The organism is Sorangium sp. So ce1335, assembly GCF_051521615.1.
GTDB lineage: Bacteria > Myxococcota_A > Polyangia > Polyangiales > Polyangiaceae > Sorangium.
The window spans coordinates 1,148,432-1,167,237 of record NZ_CP150363.1 but is presented as its reverse complement, the minus strand read 5'-3'; the positions used below and the strand labels follow the sequence as shown (position 1 = coordinate 1,167,237).

19 protein-coding genes are annotated in these 18,806 nt (G+C 72.1%); 8 read left to right on the top strand and 11 right to left on the bottom strand.

Annotated elements, in window-relative coordinates; all coding sequences use genetic code 11:
• The first annotated feature begins 6 nt into the window (after positions 1 to 6).
• Positions 7 to 867, top strand: coding sequence for a hypothetical protein (locus tag WMF24_RS04245; RefSeq protein ID WP_437735056.1), 861 nt, complete (start codon positions 7 to 9; stop codon positions 865 to 867).
• Positions 868 to 1,664: 797 nt separating this feature from the next.
• Here the strand turns inward: WMF24_RS04245 and WMF24_RS04240 are convergent.
• Positions 1,665 to 2,156: an N-acetyltransferase family protein gene (locus WMF24_RS04240; RefSeq protein WP_437735055.1), complete on the bottom strand. Its 492-nt coding sequence runs from the start codon at positions 2,154 to 2,156 to the stop codon at positions 1,665 to 1,667.
• 448 nt (positions 2,157 to 2,604) lie between these two features.
• Between WMF24_RS04240 and WMF24_RS04235 the strand changes: the two genes are divergently transcribed.
• Positions 2,605 to 3,264 (top strand): Asp/Glu/hydantoin racemase, encoded by a 660-nt coding sequence (locus WMF24_RS04235; protein ID WP_437735054.1) that lies wholly within the window; start codon positions 2,605 to 2,607, stop codon positions 3,262 to 3,264.
• Positions 3,265 to 3,325: 61 nt separating this feature from the next.
• Here WMF24_RS04235 and WMF24_RS04230 read toward each other — a convergent pair whose 3' ends face one another.
• The 5 genes from WMF24_RS04230 to WMF24_RS04210 all read right to left on the bottom strand — a co-directional run bounded on the left by WMF24_RS04230 (position 3,326) and on the right by WMF24_RS04210 (position 9,095).
• Positions 3,326 to 3,733, bottom strand: coding sequence for a bifunctional diaminohydroxyphosphoribosylaminopyrimidine deaminase/5-amino-6-(5-phosphoribosylamino)uracil reductase RibD (locus WMF24_RS04230; RefSeq protein ID WP_437738760.1), 408 nt, complete (start codon positions 3,731 to 3,733; stop codon positions 3,326 to 3,328).
• 74 nt (positions 3,734 to 3,807) lie between these two features.
• Positions 3,808 to 4,845 carry an NADP(H)-dependent aldo-keto reductase gene (locus tag WMF24_RS04225; RefSeq protein ID WP_437735053.1) on the bottom strand — a complete coding sequence of 346 codons (1,038 nt, stop codon included), beginning with the start codon at positions 4,843 to 4,845 and terminating at the stop codon, positions 3,808 to 3,810.
• A 238-nt stretch (positions 4,846 to 5,083) separates the two neighbouring features.
• Positions 5,084 to 5,578, bottom strand: a complete 495-nt coding sequence (locus WMF24_RS04220) for a hypothetical protein (protein WP_437735052.1) — start codon at positions 5,576 to 5,578, stop codon at positions 5,084 to 5,086.
• Between the two features lie 86 nt (positions 5,579 to 5,664).
• Positions 5,665 to 6,897 carry a CmlA/FloR family chloramphenicol efflux MFS transporter gene (gene cml, locus WMF24_RS04215; RefSeq protein ID WP_437735051.1) on the bottom strand — a complete coding sequence of 411 codons (1,233 nt, stop codon included), beginning with the start codon at positions 6,895 to 6,897 and terminating at the stop codon, positions 5,665 to 5,667.
• Between the two features lie 521 nt (positions 6,898 to 7,418).
• Positions 7,419 to 9,095 (bottom strand): right-handed parallel beta-helix repeat-containing protein, encoded by a 1,677-nt coding sequence (locus WMF24_RS04210; RefSeq protein WP_437735050.1) that lies wholly within the window; start codon positions 9,093 to 9,095, stop codon positions 7,419 to 7,421.
• A 152-nt stretch (positions 9,096 to 9,247) separates the two neighbouring features.
• Between WMF24_RS04210 and WMF24_RS04205 the strand changes: the two genes are divergently transcribed.
• Positions 9,248 to 10,153: a hypothetical protein gene (locus WMF24_RS04205; RefSeq protein WP_437735049.1), complete on the top strand. Its 906-nt coding sequence runs from the start codon at positions 9,248 to 9,250 to the stop codon at positions 10,151 to 10,153.
• A gap of 90 nt (positions 10,154 to 10,243) precedes the next feature.
• Here the strand turns inward: WMF24_RS04205 and WMF24_RS04200 are convergent, their stop codons facing one another.
• A complete protein-coding gene (locus WMF24_RS04200; RefSeq protein ID WP_437735048.1) occupies positions 10,244 to 11,182 on the bottom strand; it encodes a helix-turn-helix domain-containing protein in 939 nt (312 codons plus the stop codon).
• A gap of 167 nt (positions 11,183 to 11,349) precedes the next feature.
• Between WMF24_RS04200 and WMF24_RS04195 the strand changes: the two genes are divergently transcribed.
• From WMF24_RS04195 to WMF24_RS04180, 4 genes are all read left to right on the top strand, one after another.
• Positions 11,350 to 11,943 (top strand): nuclear transport factor 2 family protein, encoded by a 594-nt coding sequence (locus WMF24_RS04195; RefSeq protein WP_437735047.1) that lies wholly within the window; start codon positions 11,350 to 11,352, stop codon positions 11,941 to 11,943.
• Positions 11,940 to 12,848, top strand: coding sequence for an NmrA family NAD(P)-binding protein (locus tag WMF24_RS04190; protein WP_437735046.1), 909 nt, complete (start codon positions 11,940 to 11,942; stop codon positions 12,846 to 12,848). The genes WMF24_RS04195 and WMF24_RS04190 overlap by 4 nt, the downstream gene beginning before the upstream one ends.
• Positions 12,849 to 13,071: 223 nt before the next feature.
• The gene (locus WMF24_RS04185) at positions 13,072 to 13,482 is read left to right on the top strand and encodes a PAS domain-containing protein (RefSeq protein ID WP_437735045.1); all 411 of its coding nucleotides are present in this window, start codon (positions 13,072 to 13,074) and stop codon (positions 13,480 to 13,482) included.
• Positions 13,436 to 14,134, top strand: a complete 699-nt coding sequence (locus WMF24_RS04180) for an STAS domain-containing protein (protein WP_437735044.1) — start codon at positions 13,436 to 13,438, stop codon at positions 14,132 to 14,134. The genes WMF24_RS04185 and WMF24_RS04180 overlap by 47 nt, the downstream gene beginning before the upstream one ends.
• A gap of 143 nt (positions 14,135 to 14,277) precedes the next feature.
• On the opposite strand, the gene WMF24_RS04175 is transcribed toward WMF24_RS04180, so the two are convergent.
• Positions 14,278 to 15,162, bottom strand: a complete 885-nt coding sequence (locus tag WMF24_RS04175; RefSeq protein WP_437735043.1) for an NmrA family NAD(P)-binding protein — start codon at positions 15,160 to 15,162, stop codon at positions 14,278 to 14,280.
• Between the two features lie 143 nt (positions 15,163 to 15,305).
• On the opposite strand from WMF24_RS04175, the gene WMF24_RS04170 reads away from it, so the two are divergent.
• Complete coding sequence (locus WMF24_RS04170; RefSeq protein ID WP_437735042.1) at positions 15,306 to 16,256, top strand: AraC family transcriptional regulator; 951 nt, start codon at positions 15,306 to 15,308, stop codon at positions 16,254 to 16,256.
• Here WMF24_RS04170 and WMF24_RS04165 read toward each other — a convergent pair.
• Genes WMF24_RS04165 through WMF24_RS04155 form a run of 3 tightly spaced genes read right to left on the bottom strand, consistent with a single transcriptional unit; the run spans position 16,226 to position 18,779 of the window.
• The gene (locus tag WMF24_RS04165; RefSeq protein WP_437735041.1) at positions 16,226 to 17,047 is read right to left on the bottom strand and encodes a MetQ/NlpA family ABC transporter substrate-binding protein; all 822 of its coding nucleotides are present in this window, start codon (positions 17,045 to 17,047) and stop codon (positions 16,226 to 16,228) included. The genes WMF24_RS04170 and WMF24_RS04165 overlap by 31 nt on opposite strands.
• Positions 17,048 to 17,107: 60 nt before the next feature.
• On the bottom strand, positions 17,108 to 17,788 hold the full coding sequence (locus tag WMF24_RS04160) for a methionine ABC transporter permease (protein ID WP_437735040.1): 681 nt from the start codon (positions 17,786 to 17,788) through the stop codon (positions 17,108 to 17,110).
• Complete coding sequence (locus tag WMF24_RS04155) at positions 17,781 to 18,779, bottom strand: methionine ABC transporter ATP-binding protein (RefSeq protein WP_437735039.1); 999 nt, start codon at positions 18,777 to 18,779, stop codon at positions 17,781 to 17,783. The genes WMF24_RS04160 and WMF24_RS04155 overlap by 8 nt, the downstream gene beginning before the upstream one ends.
• Between the last annotated feature and the right edge of the window lie 27 nt (positions 18,780 to 18,806).

Here is an 18,806-nt window from a genome sequence, read left to right as displayed (position 1 = left end):
GGGGTCATGGGTCTCGCGCTGACGCTCGGCTGCGTCGGCGAAGCTGGACCAGCCGAGGCGCTCGACGAGAGCGCCCATGAATTCTCGGTGGCGCCGGGTGAGGGGGTCCACGAAGAGGTCACCCGCACCGCGCTGGCGTTCTTGAAGCCTGCCGTGCTCAAGACCCTGGTGACCGGCAACGTGGCCGCGGACGTCAAGTTCGCGCTCGTCAATGCGGCCCACTTCGACGACTGCAACTTCAGCGGAGCCGCCGCCTTCGTCGCCGCGAAGCAAGCGGAGGCCGTGAGGGCGCTGGGCCCGGGCATCGCGCTGCTGGACGGAGATCTCCTGGCGATGGCGGCATTTTCCCATTCGCTCCACACGGTGCAGGACTTCTACGCCCACACGAACTGGGTCGAGCTCGGCGGGGACGTCCTCGTCGACGAGTCGCTGGGCGCGTTCCCCGCGCTCACGCCGTATGCCGCGATCCCGTCGACGGGCTTCGTCGTCGTGGAGGGCGAGAAGCCGCGGCACACGGCGGTGACTCGCGACGCCCGCGCTCCGTACCCGAAGAGCGCGATCGTGACGGTCCGGCATCGACGGACGGCGGCCCAGGGGCTCGTCTCGGGCACGGTCGACTACGAGCCGGGCAACCACTGTCCGCGCCCGGTCGCGATGACGCACGAGGAGCTCAACAAGGACAACAGCGCCGTGGCGGGTCGCGCGGCGCAGCACGAGGCCGCGAAGTCGCTCGCGATCCGGCAGACGCGCCATGAATGGTGCCGGCTCAACCAGCTCGCGCACGACGCGTGGGGCGACGCCGGCACCGAGCGCCTCGCCGCGTGGGTGGAAGACCCGAGCGCGGCGCCGGATTGCGCCGTCGAGTGATGTGCGTCGCTCCGAGGGCGCTCCGCTTCCGGACGGCGGCATCCATCTCGTCCAGGGCTGCGGCGCCGGCGGGCCTGGGGAGCGCCGTGCGAAGCAGGTCCTCGGGTTCAACGGCCCGCAAGGACCGGGATCGGTGCTCCCAGGACGGTTCGACCGCCCCCCGCGATCGAGATCGATGCCCTCGGGGCGGTTCGACCGCCCCTCCGCGACCGAGATCGATGCCCCCAGGGCGGTTCGACCGCCCCCCGCGATCGAGATCGATGCCCTCGGGGCGGTTCGACCGCCCCTCCGCGACCGAGATCGATGCTCTCGGGGCGGTTCGACCGCCTCCCGCGATCGAGATCGATGCCCTCGAGGCGGTTCGACCGCCCTTCCCTGCTGCCCTTCCTGGGAGCGCGCGCGGCTCGTCCGGTACCCGGCCCGCCGCCGCTGACGTCCCACGCCCACGTCACACCACCGGCTCGTCGGGACGCGCTGGATCACGCCATGGGGGCATCAGGAACCTCTTTTACCCACGAGGATCCTGCCGACCGCTTGCGCATCGAGCACACCGGGAAGATCGTGCAGCGACCCCACGACGCGCTCGCAGAAGCGCTCGATCTCCCGTGCCGCGCGGCGCACGGCGCTCTGGAGCGCCTCGGATAGGCTCCCGGCTCGAGCTCGACGACGGGCAGCAGGCGGAGGTTGTCCGAAAGGATACGCACGCGGCGCTCCATGCCAGGCTGGTCTTTACCTGAGGGGGCCATTCTTCACGCGCGTCTACCGCCTCGGTACGTTGCCACCGGGCGCGGGTAGGATCAGAGCTTGCGGCACATCCACACGCTGGGGATCTGGACGTCGAACCCGGCCTTCTCGTACGCGCGTCGTGCCGGGGCGTGGCTCGGGTCGCCACCGGTGCCGACGGTGGCGACCTTCATCCCTGCCAGCCTCATGCGCGCCACCGCGAACTCGTACATCGCGGTGCCGATCCCCCTGCCGGCCTGCGCGGGGTCGACGGCGTTGAGACCGATCTCGCCGACGTGCGTTTCCTGGTTGAGCTGAAGCGCCACGAAGCCAGCGATCTCCTCGCCGGCTTGCGCCACGTACAGCTCCCAGCCCGAGTCGGCCGCCATCAGCGACGTCAGCAGCCCCTCCTGCGCCTCGTCGCTCCGCCGCTGCGCCAGGTCGTAGATCTCGTCGCCGAGGATCGAGCGGAACGACGCGAACACGGGCGCGAAGGCCGCGCGCCGGATGGCTTGGAGGCGGGCCGCGTCCTCGGGACGAGCATGGCGGAAGTGGAGCGCAGGCATATGAAAGTTCTCCGGTAGGGTGCCAGGCCCAGGCAGAAGCCAATCGATCCAGCTCGCTCCGGACGAGATTCGCCAGTCACGCCAGATATCGATCAGCTCCGCCTCCCCGCGCGACGTGATCCCGCTCCCACTCGTCCTCGAAAGCTAGAGCAACAAACGGGTTGAACCCGCCTGAAACGAGCAGAACTTCGAACCGCCAAGGCGCCAAGGACGCCAAGACATTGTCTTCTTCTTGGCGTCTTGGCGGTTCATTTCTCGCTCGCTCAACGTGTTCTTTGTTCCAGGCTATCTGATAGCGGCCCTACCTTGTCAAGGAGACCGGCGCCGGAGCGTACAAGCCCCACGTCCGACGACGGCGAGAACGGGCCCTCGGCGCCCTACCTCGACCCCACCGCGGCGTCCTGACCGACGACAACCTCTCGGATAAGCTCGTGCTGCGAGCCTGCCCATGACCAAGACGCTCACGTTCTTGCACACCTCGCCCGTGCACATCGCCACCTTCGATCGGCTGCTGGCCGAGATGGCCCCGACGATCCCCGCAAAGCATGTGGCGGACGAGGTCCTCCTGCGCGATGCCCGCGCCTCGGGCCTCACCCCCGAGGTGACCCGCCGCATCGACGAGGCGATCCTGCGCGCCGTGGCAGGCGGCTCCGCGGTGATCCTCTGCACCTGCTCGACGATCGGCGGGTGCGCCGAGCGCGCCGGCCGGTCGGCCGGGCACCCGGTCCTCCGCGTCGACCGCGCGATGGCGGAGCGCGCCGTCGCCACGGGCGGGCGCATCCTCGTCGCCGCGGCGCTGGCCAGCACCCTCGGCCCGACGCGCGAGCTCCTCCTCGAGGTGGCGGCTCGATCCGGGAGGGCCATCTCGATCACCGAGGCGCTCTTCGAGGACGCATGGCTGCACTTCGAGCGCGGCGACCACGCCGCCTATCTCAAGGCAATCGCGGCGAGGCTACGCGACGTCGCGCCGGCGGCCGACGCGATCGTCCTGGCGCAGGCATCCATGGCCGACGCCGCCGCCTTGTGCCCCGACCTGCCTGTCCCCATCTTCAGCAGCCCACGCCTCGGCCTCGAAGCGGCCATCCGGGCATACCGTTCCGTGGCGTAGCCATCCTGTCCTCGATCGCGAGCCCCGCTGTCGCGCGGGCGCGCGGCCCGCCGTCGTGGCGTCAGCGAATGAGATACCTGCCGAGGAACGCCGCCGCCTCGTCGGCGAGCGTCCCGACCTCGACGGGGATGCCGGCGGCGCGCAGCATCGCGACCCCGCGGCCGAGGTTCCTCGGATCGCTGTCGATCACGGCCACGAACACCGCGCCGATGCGCCGCTGGATCAGCGCGCGCGCGCACGACGGCGTGCGGCCGAAGAACGAGCAAGGCTCCAGCGTCACGAACGCCGCGCAATCGGAGAGGTCGCCGGGGAGCCTCGCGAGCGCCATCGCCTCGGCGTGGTGGCACCCGGGCGCCTGCGTGAACCCCTCCGCGACGACGCTCGCGCCGCGCACGACGACGCAGCCCACCGGCGGGTTGGGGCGGCAGCGCGGGAGCGCCCCGCGCGACACCTCCAGCGCCCTCGCCATGAAGCGCCGCTTCTCGGCCTCGGCGAACGAGAGCCTCGCCCCTCGCGGGAGCAGCGGCGCCGCGGCCGGCGCGCTCACGGCGCCGGGCTCGGGTACCTGGCGTGGATCTGCTCGATCTCGGCGAGCACGTCCTCGCCGAGCACCACGCCCGCGCTCTTGATGTCCTCGTCGAGCTGCTCGAGCGTCGTCGCCCCGAGGATCGTGCTCGCCACGAACCAGCGGCTCCGCACGAAGGCGAGCGCGAGCGACGCGGGGGTCAGGCCGTGCGCCCGCGCGAGCTTCACGTAGGCCTGCACCGCCTCGTCCACGTTGGGCTTGCGGTAGCGCTGGCCGAACGTCTCGAACAGGGTGAGCCGCGCGCCCGGCGGGGGTCCACCCAGGTACTTGCCCGTGAGCAGCCCGAATGCGAGCGGGCTGTAGGCGAGCAGCGGCACGCTCTCGCGGCGCGACGCCTCCGCCAGCGCCGAGTCGAACGTGCGGTTGAGCAGGCTGTAGGCGTTCTGGATCGACACCGGCTTCGGCAAACCCAGCTGCTCCGCGACGCGGCTGAACTGCGTCACCCCCCAGGCCGTCTCGTTGCTGAGCCCGAGATAACGGACCTTGCCGTCGCGGATCACCTCCGCGAGCGCCGCGAGCTGCTCCGGGATCGGCGTGCTCGACCGCTCGTTCGCCGGCTCGTAGGCGGTGGCGCCGAACTGAGGCACATACCGATCGGGCCAGTGAATCTGGTAGAGATCGATGGTATCGGTCCTGAGGCGCCGCAGGCTGTCCTCGACCGCGCGCCGGACGTTCGCGCGGTTGATCGCGAGCGAGCCGTTGCGGACCCACGGGATGGGCCGCCCTGGCCCCGCGATCTTCGTCGCGAGGACCACCTTGTCGCGCGGCCTCTGGCTCAGCCACTCGCCGATGTAGCTCTCCGTGCGCCCCTGCGTCTCGGCGCGGGTCGGCACGGGGTACATCTCCGCCGCGTCGACGAAGTTGATCCCCGCGTCGAACGCGCGATCGAGCTGCGCTCTGGCGTCCTCGAGCGTGTTCTGCTCGCCGAACGTCATCGTCCCAAGGCAGAGCTCCGAGACCCGGAGCTCGCTGTCACCCAGTTGTCGGTAGTTCATCGCTGTTCCGTCTGTGGGGCGACCAGTAGCACGGAGCGGCGGCCGCGTCCACCATAGCGGACGATTCGTCTCCTATGACGGACAGGCGATCCTGCGGCGCCCTCGGCCCGGCCGCCGGGGTTTCACGCGACGAGGCGCCCGTGGTCACGGCGAGCGCTGGCGTCGGGACGTGAGCGCCTCGACGAGGGAGCCGCGGAACGCTGCGGCGCGGTGGGGCGCGCGGGCGCGCGGGGCGTCGTCACGGCTCCGGCGGCGTCGCGAGCGGCTCCTCGTCGAGCGCCCGGAGCGCGCCCTCCAGCGCCGCGGGGTCACTCCCGTCGATCTCCCATTCCTTCCGGCTGTAGTACTTCGCCGCGCCCCGCGGCGCGCCGCTCAGATCGAGGCAGTAGTCGAATCCCTTCACGTCGCACGGCCTCGCGTCGAAGGCGACCTCGTGCTTCGACTTGTCCTGCGGGAAGAGGAGCTGCATCCCGTCGTTGCCGCGCAGCTCGTAGCGGAACAGGGCGTGCGAGCCCTCGTACCGGGACGTGCGCCGGAACATGCCGATCGGCTCGTCGGCGAGCATCACGATGAGCTCGATCTGGTCCGTGTCGTCCCTCGGAATCCGCTCGATCCAGAGGCGCCCGACAAGCGTCTTCGCGTCGGACCCGCGCGAGCTCAGGAGCCCGTAGCCGCCTGCGGCCGCCGCGAGGGCGACCGCCGCCGCGGTCATCATCTTGGCCATGCGGTTCATGGGCGGCATCCTACCCGGTTCGGGCCGCGGATGGGTCCGGCTGGAGCGGTGGGAGGAGGATGTCCTCCTCCCGCTGACGAAGCGCCTTACGTTTCGCGAGGACGCGCCGGCTCCGGCGAGGCGGCGGTCGCGGGGGGCTCATCCACCCGCCGGACGAGGCCCAGCACAACGGCGGCCATGAGCGTGCAATACGCCGAGAGCGGCCACGCCGTATCCCCGGGCAGCAGGACGACCAGCGTCGTCCCGACGATCCCCACGACGAGGCTCTCGATGCAGTAATAGAGCGCGGTCGCGGTCCCGGCGACGTGGCCGAAGCGCTGGAGCGCGCCGTTCGCGGTGACCGAGCTGGCGAAGACGATGCCAATCGCGATGATCCACATGGGCGGCACGAACGTCCAGAACGACGGGGACGCGACCACCTGTCCGACGGCCAGCAGCGCGGCGCCCAGGAGCAGCATCCCCATCCCGCGGACCAGGCTCCCGGCCCTCCCCCACCGCGCCACGAACCGCTTCGCGAACCGGGTCGTCGCGATCATGACGAGCGCGACCGTGGCAAAAAGGAGGCTGAAGGCGAGCTGCGAGAAGCCCGCCCGATCGATCAGGACGCGCGACGCCGTCGAGAAGAAGACGAAGAACGCGCCCATGGCCGCGCTGAAGCCGAGCGTGTAGGTCCAGAACGACGCGTCCGCCAGGATCTCGCCGAGCGCCGCTCGTGGCCTCGACGCGTTCACCGGCCGGGTCTCGCGCCACCTCGGCGCCGCGTTCAGCGCGGCCGCGGTGGCGGCGACGCCGAGCGCGACGAAGATCGCGCGCCAGCCGAGATGGTCCGCGAGCAGCGCGCCGAGCACGGGCCCGAGCGCGGGGACGAACGCCAGCATCGAGCCGAACAGGCTGTAGATCACCGCCCCCTCCGCGCGCTCCGCATAGACGTCGCGCACCGTCGCGAAGGTCGCGACGAGCGCCGCGGCCGCGCCCAGCGCCTGGAGAACGCGAAGGGCGACGAACGCCGCGGCCGATCCGGTGCCCGCGAGCAGAAACGACGCGGCGGCGAACAAGGCAGCGCCGCCGAGCAGGACTGGCCTCCGGCCCACCCTGTCCGAGATGGGCCCGAACACGAGCTGCCCCGCGCCCAGGACGACCATGTAGAGGCTCAACGTCAACTGAACGATGGCCGGCGACGTGCCCAGGATGCCTGGCATGCTCGGCACCACCGGCAGATAGACATCCATGGCCAGCGAGGCCAGCAGGTCGAACGGGGCCATCAGCAGCAGCGCCGCAGACAGCGAGAGATTCCAATGGATTGGCAGTTTTCGAGGCATGACGATACACCCGCGCAAATGGTGGACATTCGGCGGCGATCTGCCTCAAGGACGGCGCTCGTCGGACGATCGAGAGCAGATAGCCGCAGCAACGATTCAGGGGTTGCTGCGGCTCAATCGTCTGACTGGGCTGTATCCATCCTTACACCTCGGGCCTGCCTTCGACGCAGGCGGAGGGAGAGAATAGCGGCCTTCGAGCACCTCGTCGAGGGATCACGCAGCCTCGACGCCCGGCCGCCATCGGCGGCACGGCCCGCGCTTCGCTTCAAGGGGGCCCCGGGTTGCAGCGGCGCCTCCCTCGCCGCGGCATGGTGCGCACCGGCGCGCGTCGCTGCGCGCAAGGTGAAGCCATCGAGCGCAGCGCACAGCGGCTTGTCGTACGCGAGCGCGCTCGGAGGAGACCGCGAGATCCCGCGGAGCCATTGAGGGCCGGCGGGCGGCGCTCGTCCCGAGACGGCGGAGGCACAGAGCGCGGCCTCGGGCTCGTCGTCCTCCTCGACGGCATCCGCCCGCGCTTCGCTTCAATGCGGCGGCCAGCGGACGCCGAGGCCCTGGTGCGGCGAGTCGGCGCTCAGGCGGACGTCGTCCGCGGGGGGCGGCAGCGCGCGCCACACGTCGGGGTGCTGATCGGGCTGCTTGCCCTGGTTCTCCGCGAGCGCCTCGTAGAGCGCGCCCTGGTGGACGACGAACGCGCCCTTCGGGTACACGACGGCGCGCCGGTCCGGGCTGAGCGTGGCGCTGTCGGTCCACCACTCCAGAAGGCGGTAGTTCTCGTCGAGGGCGGGACCCATGAAGTCGCGGAACCGCGCCCGGGGCACCTCGGCGTTCGGGTTGTCCTCGGCGGTCACGCTGTCGAAGAGCCACCGGATGAACGGATAGGGCCCGTCCACCCGGTTGTCCGTGAGCACGTGCGGGTTGGGCGCGTTGCTGCCGACGCCGAACACCTGCACGGGCTCGTCCGTGTCGGGGTACACCTCGCCATAGTTGAAGTGAAAGCCCAGGAACGTGTTGCGCTCGAAGCGTATCGTGGCGCCGGTGTCCACCGCGTGCGTGTACACCCCGGTGAGCGACGTGTCGGCGAAGTAGTTGTCCGTGAACGCGATCGTGTCATCGGGTGAGCGTGGGTCCCCGTCCACGCGCGTCGGGAACAGCTCGACGAAGAGGTCGCCCGTCCCGATCACGATGTTGTGGTGGAAGCTCGAGCTGCCGTAGCGCTGGCCGTATTGCACGTTCCCGTCCTGGTAATGGTCGAACGCCGACCGCCACCGGACCGCCCCCGGACCGAGCACGTTGTGGTGGATCTCGCAGTCCGAGCCGAGCTGCCCGACCTGCAGCGCCTCGGTGCCAGTGCGCAGGAAGCGGTTGTCGTACACCTCGAGCCGCTCGAACGCGTGCTGCGGCTGCGCCTGGGTGCTGCCGAAGTAGATGCCCTCCGAGCCGACGTCGTGCACGTACAGGTCGTGGATCTTCACGTTGCGCATCGTGGCCTGCCCGTCGTCGTCGGTCTTGGCCATGACCCCGGCGAACTCGGCGCGCGCGACCTCGATCGTATCCAGCTCGAAGTCCGACGCGCCGCCGCCGATCGCCAGCCCGGACAGGCCCTCCTTGCTGAACGCGTCGTCGATGAAGATGCCGTAGGTGCCCTGGCTGTGGGCGAAGGCGCCCTCGGCGTGCCCCCGGAAGCCCGCGTCTCCGGTCTTCGAGACGGGGTCGTAGCGGCCGGTCAGGATCCAGCCCTTTCCGCCCTTGAGCACGAACAGGTGATTGGCGGCGTCGCCGCCGACCTTCACCTGGCCGCCGAGGTTCGTGATCACGAGCGGTCGATCCGCGCTGCGCTCGGGCAGCCCGCCGAGCAGGATGCTGCGGTATTCCCCGGCCGGGATGTACAGCCGGTCGAGCGCGCTCCAGTCGACGTCCGAGAACGAGGCGGTGAGGTCGGGATAGGCGATCGCGGGGAGCTCGCCCTCGCTGGGCGTCGGCGCAGGCAGCGTGAAGGTGGTCATGGCTTCGCCGAAGCGCCCGTAGGCCGGTACGCCGGGCGTGCCCCCGCCGGCCCCCGGGCCCGCGCCGCCGCTGCCGCCGGCTCCCGGGATTGCCCCTCCGGCGCCGCCGCTGTCCGCGGGCGTCGGCTCCGCGCCGCCGCAGGCGCACGTCATCGTGGCGACGAGAACGGCTCCGATCCCGAGGAATTGCCGCATGCGCCGGAGAATACGCCATCGCTGGGCCGGCGTGCCATGGAGCCGGGCGCGGCGGCCGCCTCCGCCATGGCGCCGCCACCCCGGATCTGGCGCTCATCTCGCGATCTCTCGTCGTTTCGTGTCGGCACGGGGCGTGCTCGAGGCCGAGCGTCATGCCGACGCTCGAGCACAACGCCCTCGTCGAGATGTTTCGCGAGCACCCGGAGCTCGCGCCCCGCGTGCTCGCGACGCTCCTTCACGTCGAGGTGCCGCCGCACGCCTCGGTCGCTGTTGTCGAGTCGTCGCTCGATCAGCTCATCCCGGTGGAGTTCCGCGCTGACCTGGTGCTCGAGCTTCGAGGCGCGAGCGGCGCGCTCGTGCTGGCGATCGTCGTCGAGGTCCAGCGCGTCGTGGACCCGGACAAGAAGCTCTCGTGGCCGACGTACGTAACGGGCGTGCGCGCCAGGAAGCGCTGTGGCACGATCGTCCTCGTTGTCGCGCCGGACGCCGGCGTGGCTGCCTGGGCCGCGGAGAACATCGATCTCGGCCTGGGCCGCGGCAACGTCGAGCCGCTGGTGCTCGGTCCGGCCGTCGTCCCCGAGATCACCGACCCGGCCGACGCGGAGAAGGAGACGGAGCTCGCCGTTCTCTCGGCGGTGGCACACGGCAACGGGCCGAACGGGCTCACCGTGGTCGAGGCGGCGCTCGTCGCCCTTGGCCGGCTCGACCAGGAGCACGCGATGGTCTATTTTCAGCTCATCTGGAACGGGTTGCGTGAGCCGATGAGGCAGGCTCTGGAGGCGCTGGTGATGGAACGGCAGATCGAAGGCGAGGCGACGTTTCCCCCGTTCGTGCAGAAGCTCATGGATCGCGGGAAGGTCGAGGGCCTGCGTGAGGGCAAGATCGAGGGCCTGCGTGAGGGCAAGAGGGACACGCTGCTTCGGCTGCTCTCGCGTGCGGGGCTCGCGCTCACCGAGGACGAGAGCGCGCGTATCGCGGCATGCACAGACATCGCGACCCTCGACCGCTGGATCGAGAACATCCTTGGAGCGAAGACCGCCGCCGAGGTGCTCACCTGACGGTCGATGGATGCGGCCCGACAGGGCCGCGAATCCAGCGGGCACCGCCCGCCGCTCATCGCCCGGGCGCTCCCCCGCGCTCTCTCCTCGTCACCCGGCGTGCCCGACCGCGGGCGCGCCGTCCTCTCGCCGCCTCGCCTGCCGGTACGCGACGGGGCTCACGCCGTGCGCGCGCGCGAAGGCGCGGGCGAACGCGGGCTCGCTGTCGTAGCCCACGCGGGCGGCGACGAGCTTCACGGGGAGCGTCGTCGCGCCGAGCAGCACCGCGGCGCGCTCGAGGCGCAGCCGGCGCAGGTGATGGCCGAGCGGCTCGCCGAGGAGCGCCGTCGCGCGCGCCGCGAACGCCGAGCGCGAGAGCCCGGCCTGGCGCGCGAGCTCCGCGAGCTCCCACGCCCGCTCGGGCGACGCGCGCACCCGCGCGAGCGCGGCCGCGATCGGCTCGTCCCGGAGGGCCTCGCGCCGCGGCAGCGCCGCCTCGGGGTCGCGCAGCGCGCTCGCGAACAGCGCGTGCGCCCACGCCTCGCCGACGGCCCGGCGCAGCGCCGGCGACAGATCGGGCGCCCCGGCGAGCAGCGCGAGCGTCTCCTTGAGCCAGCGCGCGAGCCCCGGCGTCTCGCCCGCGACGAGCACCGCCGGCGGCAGCAGCGCGAGCCACGGCGCGCCCGCCGCGTCGACGTGCAGGTCGACGATGACGAGCCGCGTCTCCGGCGCGGCCGCCGTCTCCAGCGCGCTCTCGCCGACGGCGCGCATCCCGACACACAGCGCATCCGGGTGCGCGAGCGGCGTCGACGGCCGATCCCGGATGGCGTGCTCGTCGGCGCGCGGCAGGAACACGAGCTCTCCCGCGCGCAGCGCGAGCCGCCGGCGCGCCACGTCGACCCAGCCGCCGCCGTCGATCGCCGCGTACACCCGGGCCGACGCGCGCTGCGCCGACCGCCGCTTGCCCCAGCGATCGCCGAGCGCGAAGCGCATCACCTCGACCTCCCGGACCACGACGCTGCGGGCCATCTCGTCGAGCGCGGCGGACATGCGCCATCGAATCTACTGCGCGCCGCGGGCGGCGCCAGCCCTGGACGCGCGGATCGCGGAGCCGGACGCGCGGCAATCGCGGCGTCCCTACCCTGTCCTCGTCACGACGAGCGCCCGCCTCGCCGCCGCGAGCGCCGGCCTCGCCGCCACGAAAGGAAGCAGCCTCCATGGACCAGCTCGGACCCCAATCCCCGCCGCACGCCTCGCCGCAGTCCCCGCCGCTCGACGCCGCCCAGGCGCTCGACGCCGCCCAGGCGCTCGACGCCGCCCAGGCGCTCGACGCCGCCCAGGCGATCGACGCGCACCTCTCGCTCGTCGGCCGCGACCTGGAGCGCTGGCTCGACCTCTTCGCCGACGACGCGGTCGTGGAGTTCCCGTACGCCTCCGCGCTCGGCGCGCCGACCCTCTTCGAGGGCAAAGCGGCCATCCGGGGCCATTTCGAGGGCATCCTCGAGCGCTTTCGCGACCTGTCGATCCGGGACGTGCGCCGGTACCGGACGACGGACCCCGACGTCGCGCTCGCCGAGCTGCACGGCTCCGCGGTCATCCTGCCCGAGGGCAGGCGCTACGAGCAGGACTACGTGCTGCTCATCGCCACGCGGAAAGGCAAGGTCGTGCGGTACCGCGAGTACTGGAATCCGGCCGCCGCGCTCGAGGCGTTCGGCCGCGACCTCTACGCGCCGGTCAGCGCGCCTGCCGCTGCGTCCCCCGACGCGCCGGTCAGCGCGCCCTCCAGCGCAGATCGGGCGGTGACGCCGTGACCGCGCGCGCAGACATCGGCGCTCCGCGCGTCCTGATCACCGGCGGCACCGGCACCACCGGGCGCGCGATCGCCGCGCGGCTCGAGGCCGCCGGCGCGCGCGTCCGCGTCGCGAGCCGGTCCGCGCCTGCCGCGCGCGAGGGCCTGGAGCACGCGCGCTTCGACTGGGCCGACCCGGCGACGCACGACGCCGCGCTCCGCGGCGCCGATCGCGTGTACCTCGTCGCGCCCGCGCTGGTCGAGGACCCCTCGGTGCTCATGCTCCCCCTCATCGATCGCGCGCTCGCCGCCGGGGTGCGCCGCTTCGTCCTGCTCAGCGCGTCGCCCGTGCCGGAGGGGGGCCCCGGGCTCGGCCTCGTCCACCGCGCGCTGCGCGAGCGCGCGCCGGAGTGGGCCGTGCTCCAGCCCTCGTGGTTCATGCAGAACTTCATCGACCCGCGCCATCCGCACTTCGCCGCGATCGCCGCGCGCGGCGAGATCACGACCGCGACGGGCGACGGCCGCGTCGGCTTCGTCGACGCCGGCGACATCGCCGAGGTCGCCGCGCGCGCGCTCCTCGACGAGGCGCCGCACAACACGGCGCACGTCATCACCGGTCCGGAGGCGCTCAGCTACGATGACGTCGCGGCCATCCTCTCGGAGGTCTCCGGCCGCGCGATACGCCACGTCCGCGCCGACGAGGACGCCGCCAGCGCGTACCTCGTCCGGGCGGGCTACCCCGCGCCCTTCGCCGCATTCCTCGTGCGGCTCGATCTCGCCATCCGCGGCGGGGCGGAAGACCGCGTGACCGACACCGTCCAGCGCGTGACCGGCCGCGCGCCGCGCGCCTTCCGCGACCTCGCGCGCGAAAGCGCCCACGTCCTTCGCGAGCCGCCGGCCGCGCGCGGCGACGGCGCGACCTCATGAATGTCCCGGTCGACCGGGCCGAGCCCTGCGCGCTGCGTGCCCCGGGCGTCCGGCGAAGCAGCCTTGCGGCCTCCGCCTGACAATCGCCCTCCCGGCGTGGCTCACACCTCTCGTCCGCATCGCCGATCTCTTGTAGTCTGGTCCGGTGCTGGCTGGACGGCGGCTCTCGTGGAGCGTCCGGCCTCACGGGATCAGGGCGGAGCGCCGCCGGGGGAGGTGAACCATGGGTATCACACGGAACCGCTTTGAGGACTGGCAGGAGTTCCTGGACAACGCTTCACTGGGCGTCCATCTGGTCGACGCGAACGGCAAGATCCTGTGGGCGAACAAGCTCGAGCTGGAGATGCTCGGCTACCGGCCCGAGGAGTACATCGACCGCCATGTCGCGGATTTCCACGTCGACAAGGACGTGGTCGACCAGATCCTCTGCACGCTCTCCGGCACCGGCAAGCTGCTCTCGTACCCGGCCCGCCTCCGCGCGAAGGACGGTGGTGTCAAGCACGTGCTGATCAACTCGAACGTCTACAAGCGGGACGGTCAGTTCGTTCACACGCGTTGCTTCACGAGCTGTATCTCGGAGCTCGTCTATGAGCAGCTCCGGGGCGAGCTGCTCCGGGGGCGCCGTGCCGGGTGAGCGCGTCCAGGCGATCCTGGGCACCATCGGGCGGCTCAAGCAGGGTGCTCTGGGCGCGGGGCTCGGTGGTCCGGGTGCCGGCGACGATCTCGGCGCGATCGAGGCGGCGCTGCGCGAGCTGGCCGACGCGCTGAGGGAGCGCGAGGAGCTCATGCGGGTCGCCCAGGACGTCGCCACAGCGAACCTGCGGCGGCTCGACGAGCTCGCGCAGGAGCTCTCGCGCACGCGGGCGATCAACCAGGAGCAGCAGGAGACGATCCGCACGCTGTCGACGCCGATCATCCAGGTGTGGGAGGGCGTGCTGCTGACGCCCGTGCTCGGCGCGGTCGACCTCCGGCGGGCCGAGCAGATGATGCAGGCGCTCCTCGGCGCTGTGGCGCGCACCCAGTGCAGGGCGGTGATCCTCGATCTGACCGGCGTCGAGTCGATCGACGCGGCGCTCGGGGGTCTCCTGCTGTCGCTGGTCCGCGCGGTGGAGCTCCTCGGGGCGCGGGGCATCATCGTGGGCATTCGCCCCGAGGTGGCGCGCGGCCTCCTCGCGGACGGGGTGGACATCTCGCGGGTATCCACCCTGTCGCGGCTCCGCGACGCCCTCCTGCTCTGCATGGGCCAGGCGCCGGGGCGCCCCGCGCTGCGCAGCGCCCTCAGGTAGGCACCAGGTCGTCCTGGTGCGGTGAAGCAGAAGCGAAGAGAAGAAAAAGAACCACAGAGAGGTACAGAGGGCGCAGAGGAAGTGAATGGTTATCTGCCCTCTTCCCTCCGCGCCTCCGGGGTTCCCTGTTTCTTGTCTTCTCTTCAGCGCGGCGCGCCGGGAATGCGCGCTGCGCCCCCCTCGTCGAGCCAGGTCGCGAACGTCTTCAGCCCCGGGTGGATCGCGCGGAGCGAAGCGACGTCGACGTCGACGCGCAGCTTGATCGCGGCCTCGACGACGCGCTCGAACAGCGGGTTCGCGCGCAGGGCCTCGGCCGGAATGCGCGCGTACGTGAGGGGCCGCCCCGTCGCGCGCTCGATCGCGGCCGCAATCTCGATGCCGGTGAGCACGTCGCCAGCGAGCTCGAGCGTCCGCCCCGCGAAGGTCTCGGGCTCCGCGAACACCGCGGCCGCGATCGCGCCGATATCGTCGCCCGCGATCGAGGGAATCGGGTGCGCCGGCGGGTAGAAGAACGTGAACGTCCCTGGCGTCGCGTGGAAGTGCGGCTGGGTGAGCAGCTCGAAGAACGCCCCGGGACGCAGGATGGTGAAGGGCACGTCGAGCGAACGGACGTACGTCTCGATCTGCCATTTGCTCTCGAAGTGGCCGACGCCCGTGCCCGGCACGAGGCCGGCCATCGAGGTGTACACGAGGTGCCGGGCCCCCGCCGCGCGCGCGGCGTCGGCGACGTTCTTGCCGAAGCGCAGCTCGTCGTCCGAGGTGATGCCGTACTGGGGCTGCCCCTCGCTCGGCTGCACGCTGAAGACGGCGTCCACCCCCCGGGCCGCGGCCTCGATCGAGGCGCGGTCGCCCAGGTCGCCGCCCACGACCTCGGCCCCGAGCCGCCGCAGCGCCGCGGCGGGCTCGCCCTGGGGGTCTCTGACAAACGCCCGGACGCGAACGCCGCGCGACAGCAGCGCCCGCGCGGTGCCGCCGCCCTGCTGTCCGGTGGCGCCCGTGACGAGAACGAATCTCTCCTTCGTGGCCATGAACGGGTCTCCCTTCGCGCGTGGATCCGGCCCGCGGCGCCGCAGCGCCGGCCGCCCACGCACGTCACAATAAGGGCTCGTGAATGGACGATAAGCGTTGTAGCGTCCATAAGGATGGTTCGATCGTCCATCAGGGGAGACGCATGGATGTCCTGACCGAGGCGCTCCGCAGCATGCAGTTGCGGAGCCAGATCTACGGCCGGCTCGAGCTGAAGGCGCCCTGGGGCATGCGGCTCGACGGGCGCGACGTGACGACGTTTTACGCGGTCTCGCGGGGCGGCTGCGTGCTCGACGCGGGCGGGCGCCGGCTGACGCTGGCGCCCGGCGACGTGGTCTTCCTGCGCGCCCGGCTCGCGCACGCGCTGCGCGATCGCCCCGGCTCGCGCGCCGCCTCGCCCGAGGAGGTGTACGCCCAGCGCGGGGGCCGCTGCGGGGGCATCGTGCATTACGGCGGCGAGGGGGCGCCGACGACGATCGTCGCGGGCGGCCTTCACTTCACCGACGCGCGCCTCAACCCCCTCGTCGCGAGCCTGCCCGAGCTCATCCACGTGCAGGGCGACGGCGGCGTGGCGACGCGGTGGCTCGATTCGACGTTGCAGTTCGTCGCCGCCGAGATGGACGCGGAGCTCCCCGGCTACGAGCTGGTCGTGGGCCGCCTGGCCGACGTGCTCTTCGTGCAGGCGCTGCGCACCCATGTCGCGGGCGTCACGTGCCAGCGAGCGAGCTGGCTGCGGGCCCTCTGGGATCCTGCCCTCGGCGTCGCCCTGCAGCGGATGCACGAGCGGCCCGCCGCCCCCTGGACGGTCGAGGCGCTCGCGCGCGCCGCGGGCATGTCGCGGTCGGCCTTCGCCGCCCGCTTCAAGGGGGAGCTCGGCGTCGCGCCGCTCGAGTACCTCACGCGCTGGCGCATGCGCCGCGCCGCCGAGATGCTCGCCGACGACGCCGCGAGCACGGCGGCGGTGGCGAGCGCGGTCGGCTACGACACCGACGGCGCGTTCGTGAAGGCCTTCAAGCGCCACATGGGCGAGACCCCGGGCGCCTTCCGGCGCAAGGCGCTCGCCCGTCAGAACGCCGGCACCACCGCGCCGCCGTAGCTCGACTCGATGAAGCGCCGCACCTCCTCGGAGTGAAGCGCCTTGATCAACGCCTGCACCTCGGGCTGCGTCTCGTCGCCCTTCCGCACCGCCAGGACGTTCGCGTACGGGTTGCCCTTGGCGGACTCCCGCGCGAGCACCTTCGCGTCCAGCTTCAGGTTCTTCTGCGCCTCGAGGAAGTAATTGCCGTTGATGACGGCGGCGTCCACGTCCGCCAGGGTGCGCGGCTGCTGCTCGGCGTCGATCTCCCGCAGCGCGAGCTTGCGCGGGCTGTCGACGACGTCCTCCACGGTCGCGGCGTCCCCCACCCCCTCGCGCAGGCGCAGGAGCCCGTGCTGGGCCAGGAGCTGGAGGGCCCGGCTCCCGTTGGTCGGGTCGGCCGGGATGGTCACCTGCGCGGCCTCGGGCAGCTCCTCGAGGCGCGCGTGCCTGGTGGAATAGAGGGCCAGCGGCTCGAGGTGCACCGCCGCCGCGCTGGTCAGCGACAGACGGCGATCGGCGCTGAAGCGCTCCAGGTAGGGCACGTGCTGGAAGTAGTTGGCGCCGAGCTGGCCGTCCGAGAGAGCGATGTTCGGCTGGACGTAGTCGGTGAACTCGACCACCTCGATCTTCACCCCTTCCCGCTCGGCCAGCGGCGCGGCCGCCCGCAGGATCTCGGCGTGCGGCACGGGGGTGGCGCCGACCTTCAGGGTGCGGCGCTCGCCGGCGGCTCCGTCCGGCTTCCCGCAGCCGGAGAGCAGCGCCACCACGGAGAGCAGGAGAGCGGAGACAACGATCGCGGTTCGCTTCATGGTCGGTCCTCTGGAGGGTTCACGTGGCGAGGCGGCGCGGACAGGGCCCCTGGAACAGGGTCAATCGCGACCGCCGGCGCTCCGGGTGCTGGTGCGGTCGAAGCGGGCGGCGAGCCGATCCCCGAGCCGCTGGACGGCCTGCACCAGGACGAGGAGCACGACGAGACAGCCCAGCATCACGTCCGTGCGAAAGCGCATGTAACCGTATTTCACGGCCAGGTCGCCGAGGCCGCCGCCGCCCACGGCGCCCGCCATGGCGCTGTATCCGAGCAGGCTGATCACCGTGAGCGCCGTGCCGCGCACGAGCGACGGCAGCGCCTCGGGCAGCAGCACCCGGACGACCACCTGCCGGTGCGTCGAGCCCATCGCCACCGCCGCCTCCACGAGCCCTGGATCCACCTCCCGCAGGCTCTGCTCCACGACGCGCCCCATGAAGGGGATCGCCGCCACGACCAGCGGGACGATGGCGGCCGTGGTGCCGATGGTGGTCCCCACGAGCAGCCGCGTGAGCGGCACGATGGCCACCATGAGGATGATGAACGGCACCGAGCGCCCCACGTTCACGAGCGTGCCGAGCGCGCGGTTCAAGAGCGGCCGCTCCCAGAGCCCGCCCCGGTCGGTGATCACGAGCAGCACCCCCAGCGGGAGCCCCGCGACGAGGACGAGGACCGCGGAGACCGACGCCATGTAGAGCGTCTCCACGGTGGCCACCCACAGCGACTCCACGAGCGCGCTAGGCATGCGCCACGAGCTCCGGCGAACAACGCTGCTCGCGCAGGTGGCCGAGCGCCAGCTCCAGCGCCTCGGGCGGGCCGGCGAGCTCGACGAGCAGCCGGCCCACCGGGACGCCCCCGACGCGCTCCAGCGTGCCCTCGATCAGGGTCGCGTCCACGCCGAAGCGGCGCGCCAGCACGGCGAGCACCGGCTGCGCAGCGGCGTCCCCGGCGAGCGACAGGGAGACGAGGCGGCCTCCGGGGCGGACGGGCCAGCCGCCCGCGGCGAGCGGCGCATAGCACAGCGCGTTCAGCCGGGTGCCGGGGCGCGCGAGCAGGTCGACGATCTTGCCCTGCTCGACCACCCGGCCCCGCTCCAGCACGGCCGCTGCGTGGCAGATCTCCTTGAGCACCTCCATCTGGTGGGTGATGAGCAGGATGGTGAGCCCGAGCTGCCGGTTGATGTCCCGCAGCAGGCCGAGCACCGCGCGCGTCGTCTCCGGGTCGAGGGCCGAGGTCGCCTCGTCCGACAGCAGCACGCGCGGCCGCGGCGCGAGCGCCCGGGCGATCCCCACCCGCTGCTTCTGGCCGCCGGAGAGCTGGGCCGGGTAGGCGTGCGCCTTGTCCGAGAGATCGACCAGCGAGAGGAGCTCCTCCACCCGCTCGCGGATGCGGCCCGGCGGCCAGCCCGCGATCGCCAGCGGATAGGCGATGTTCTCCGCCACGGTCTGCGAGGAGAAGAGGTTGAAGTGCTGGAAGATCATCCCGATGCCCTGGCGGGCCTGCCGGAGCTCCCGCGGGCGGAGCGCCAGCATGTCGCGGCCGTCGACGCGCACCTCGCCCGCGGTGGGCCGCTCGAGCAGGTTGACGCAGCGGATGAGGGTGGATTTGCCAGCGCCGCTATGCCCCAGCACCCCGAACACCTCGCCGGGAGCCACGCGCAAGGAGACGCCGTCAAGCGCCGTCACCTCGCGCCTCCCCTGCCGGTACACCTTGCTGACGCCACGCAGCTCGATCACGGCCGACGACCACCCTCACACCGGCCC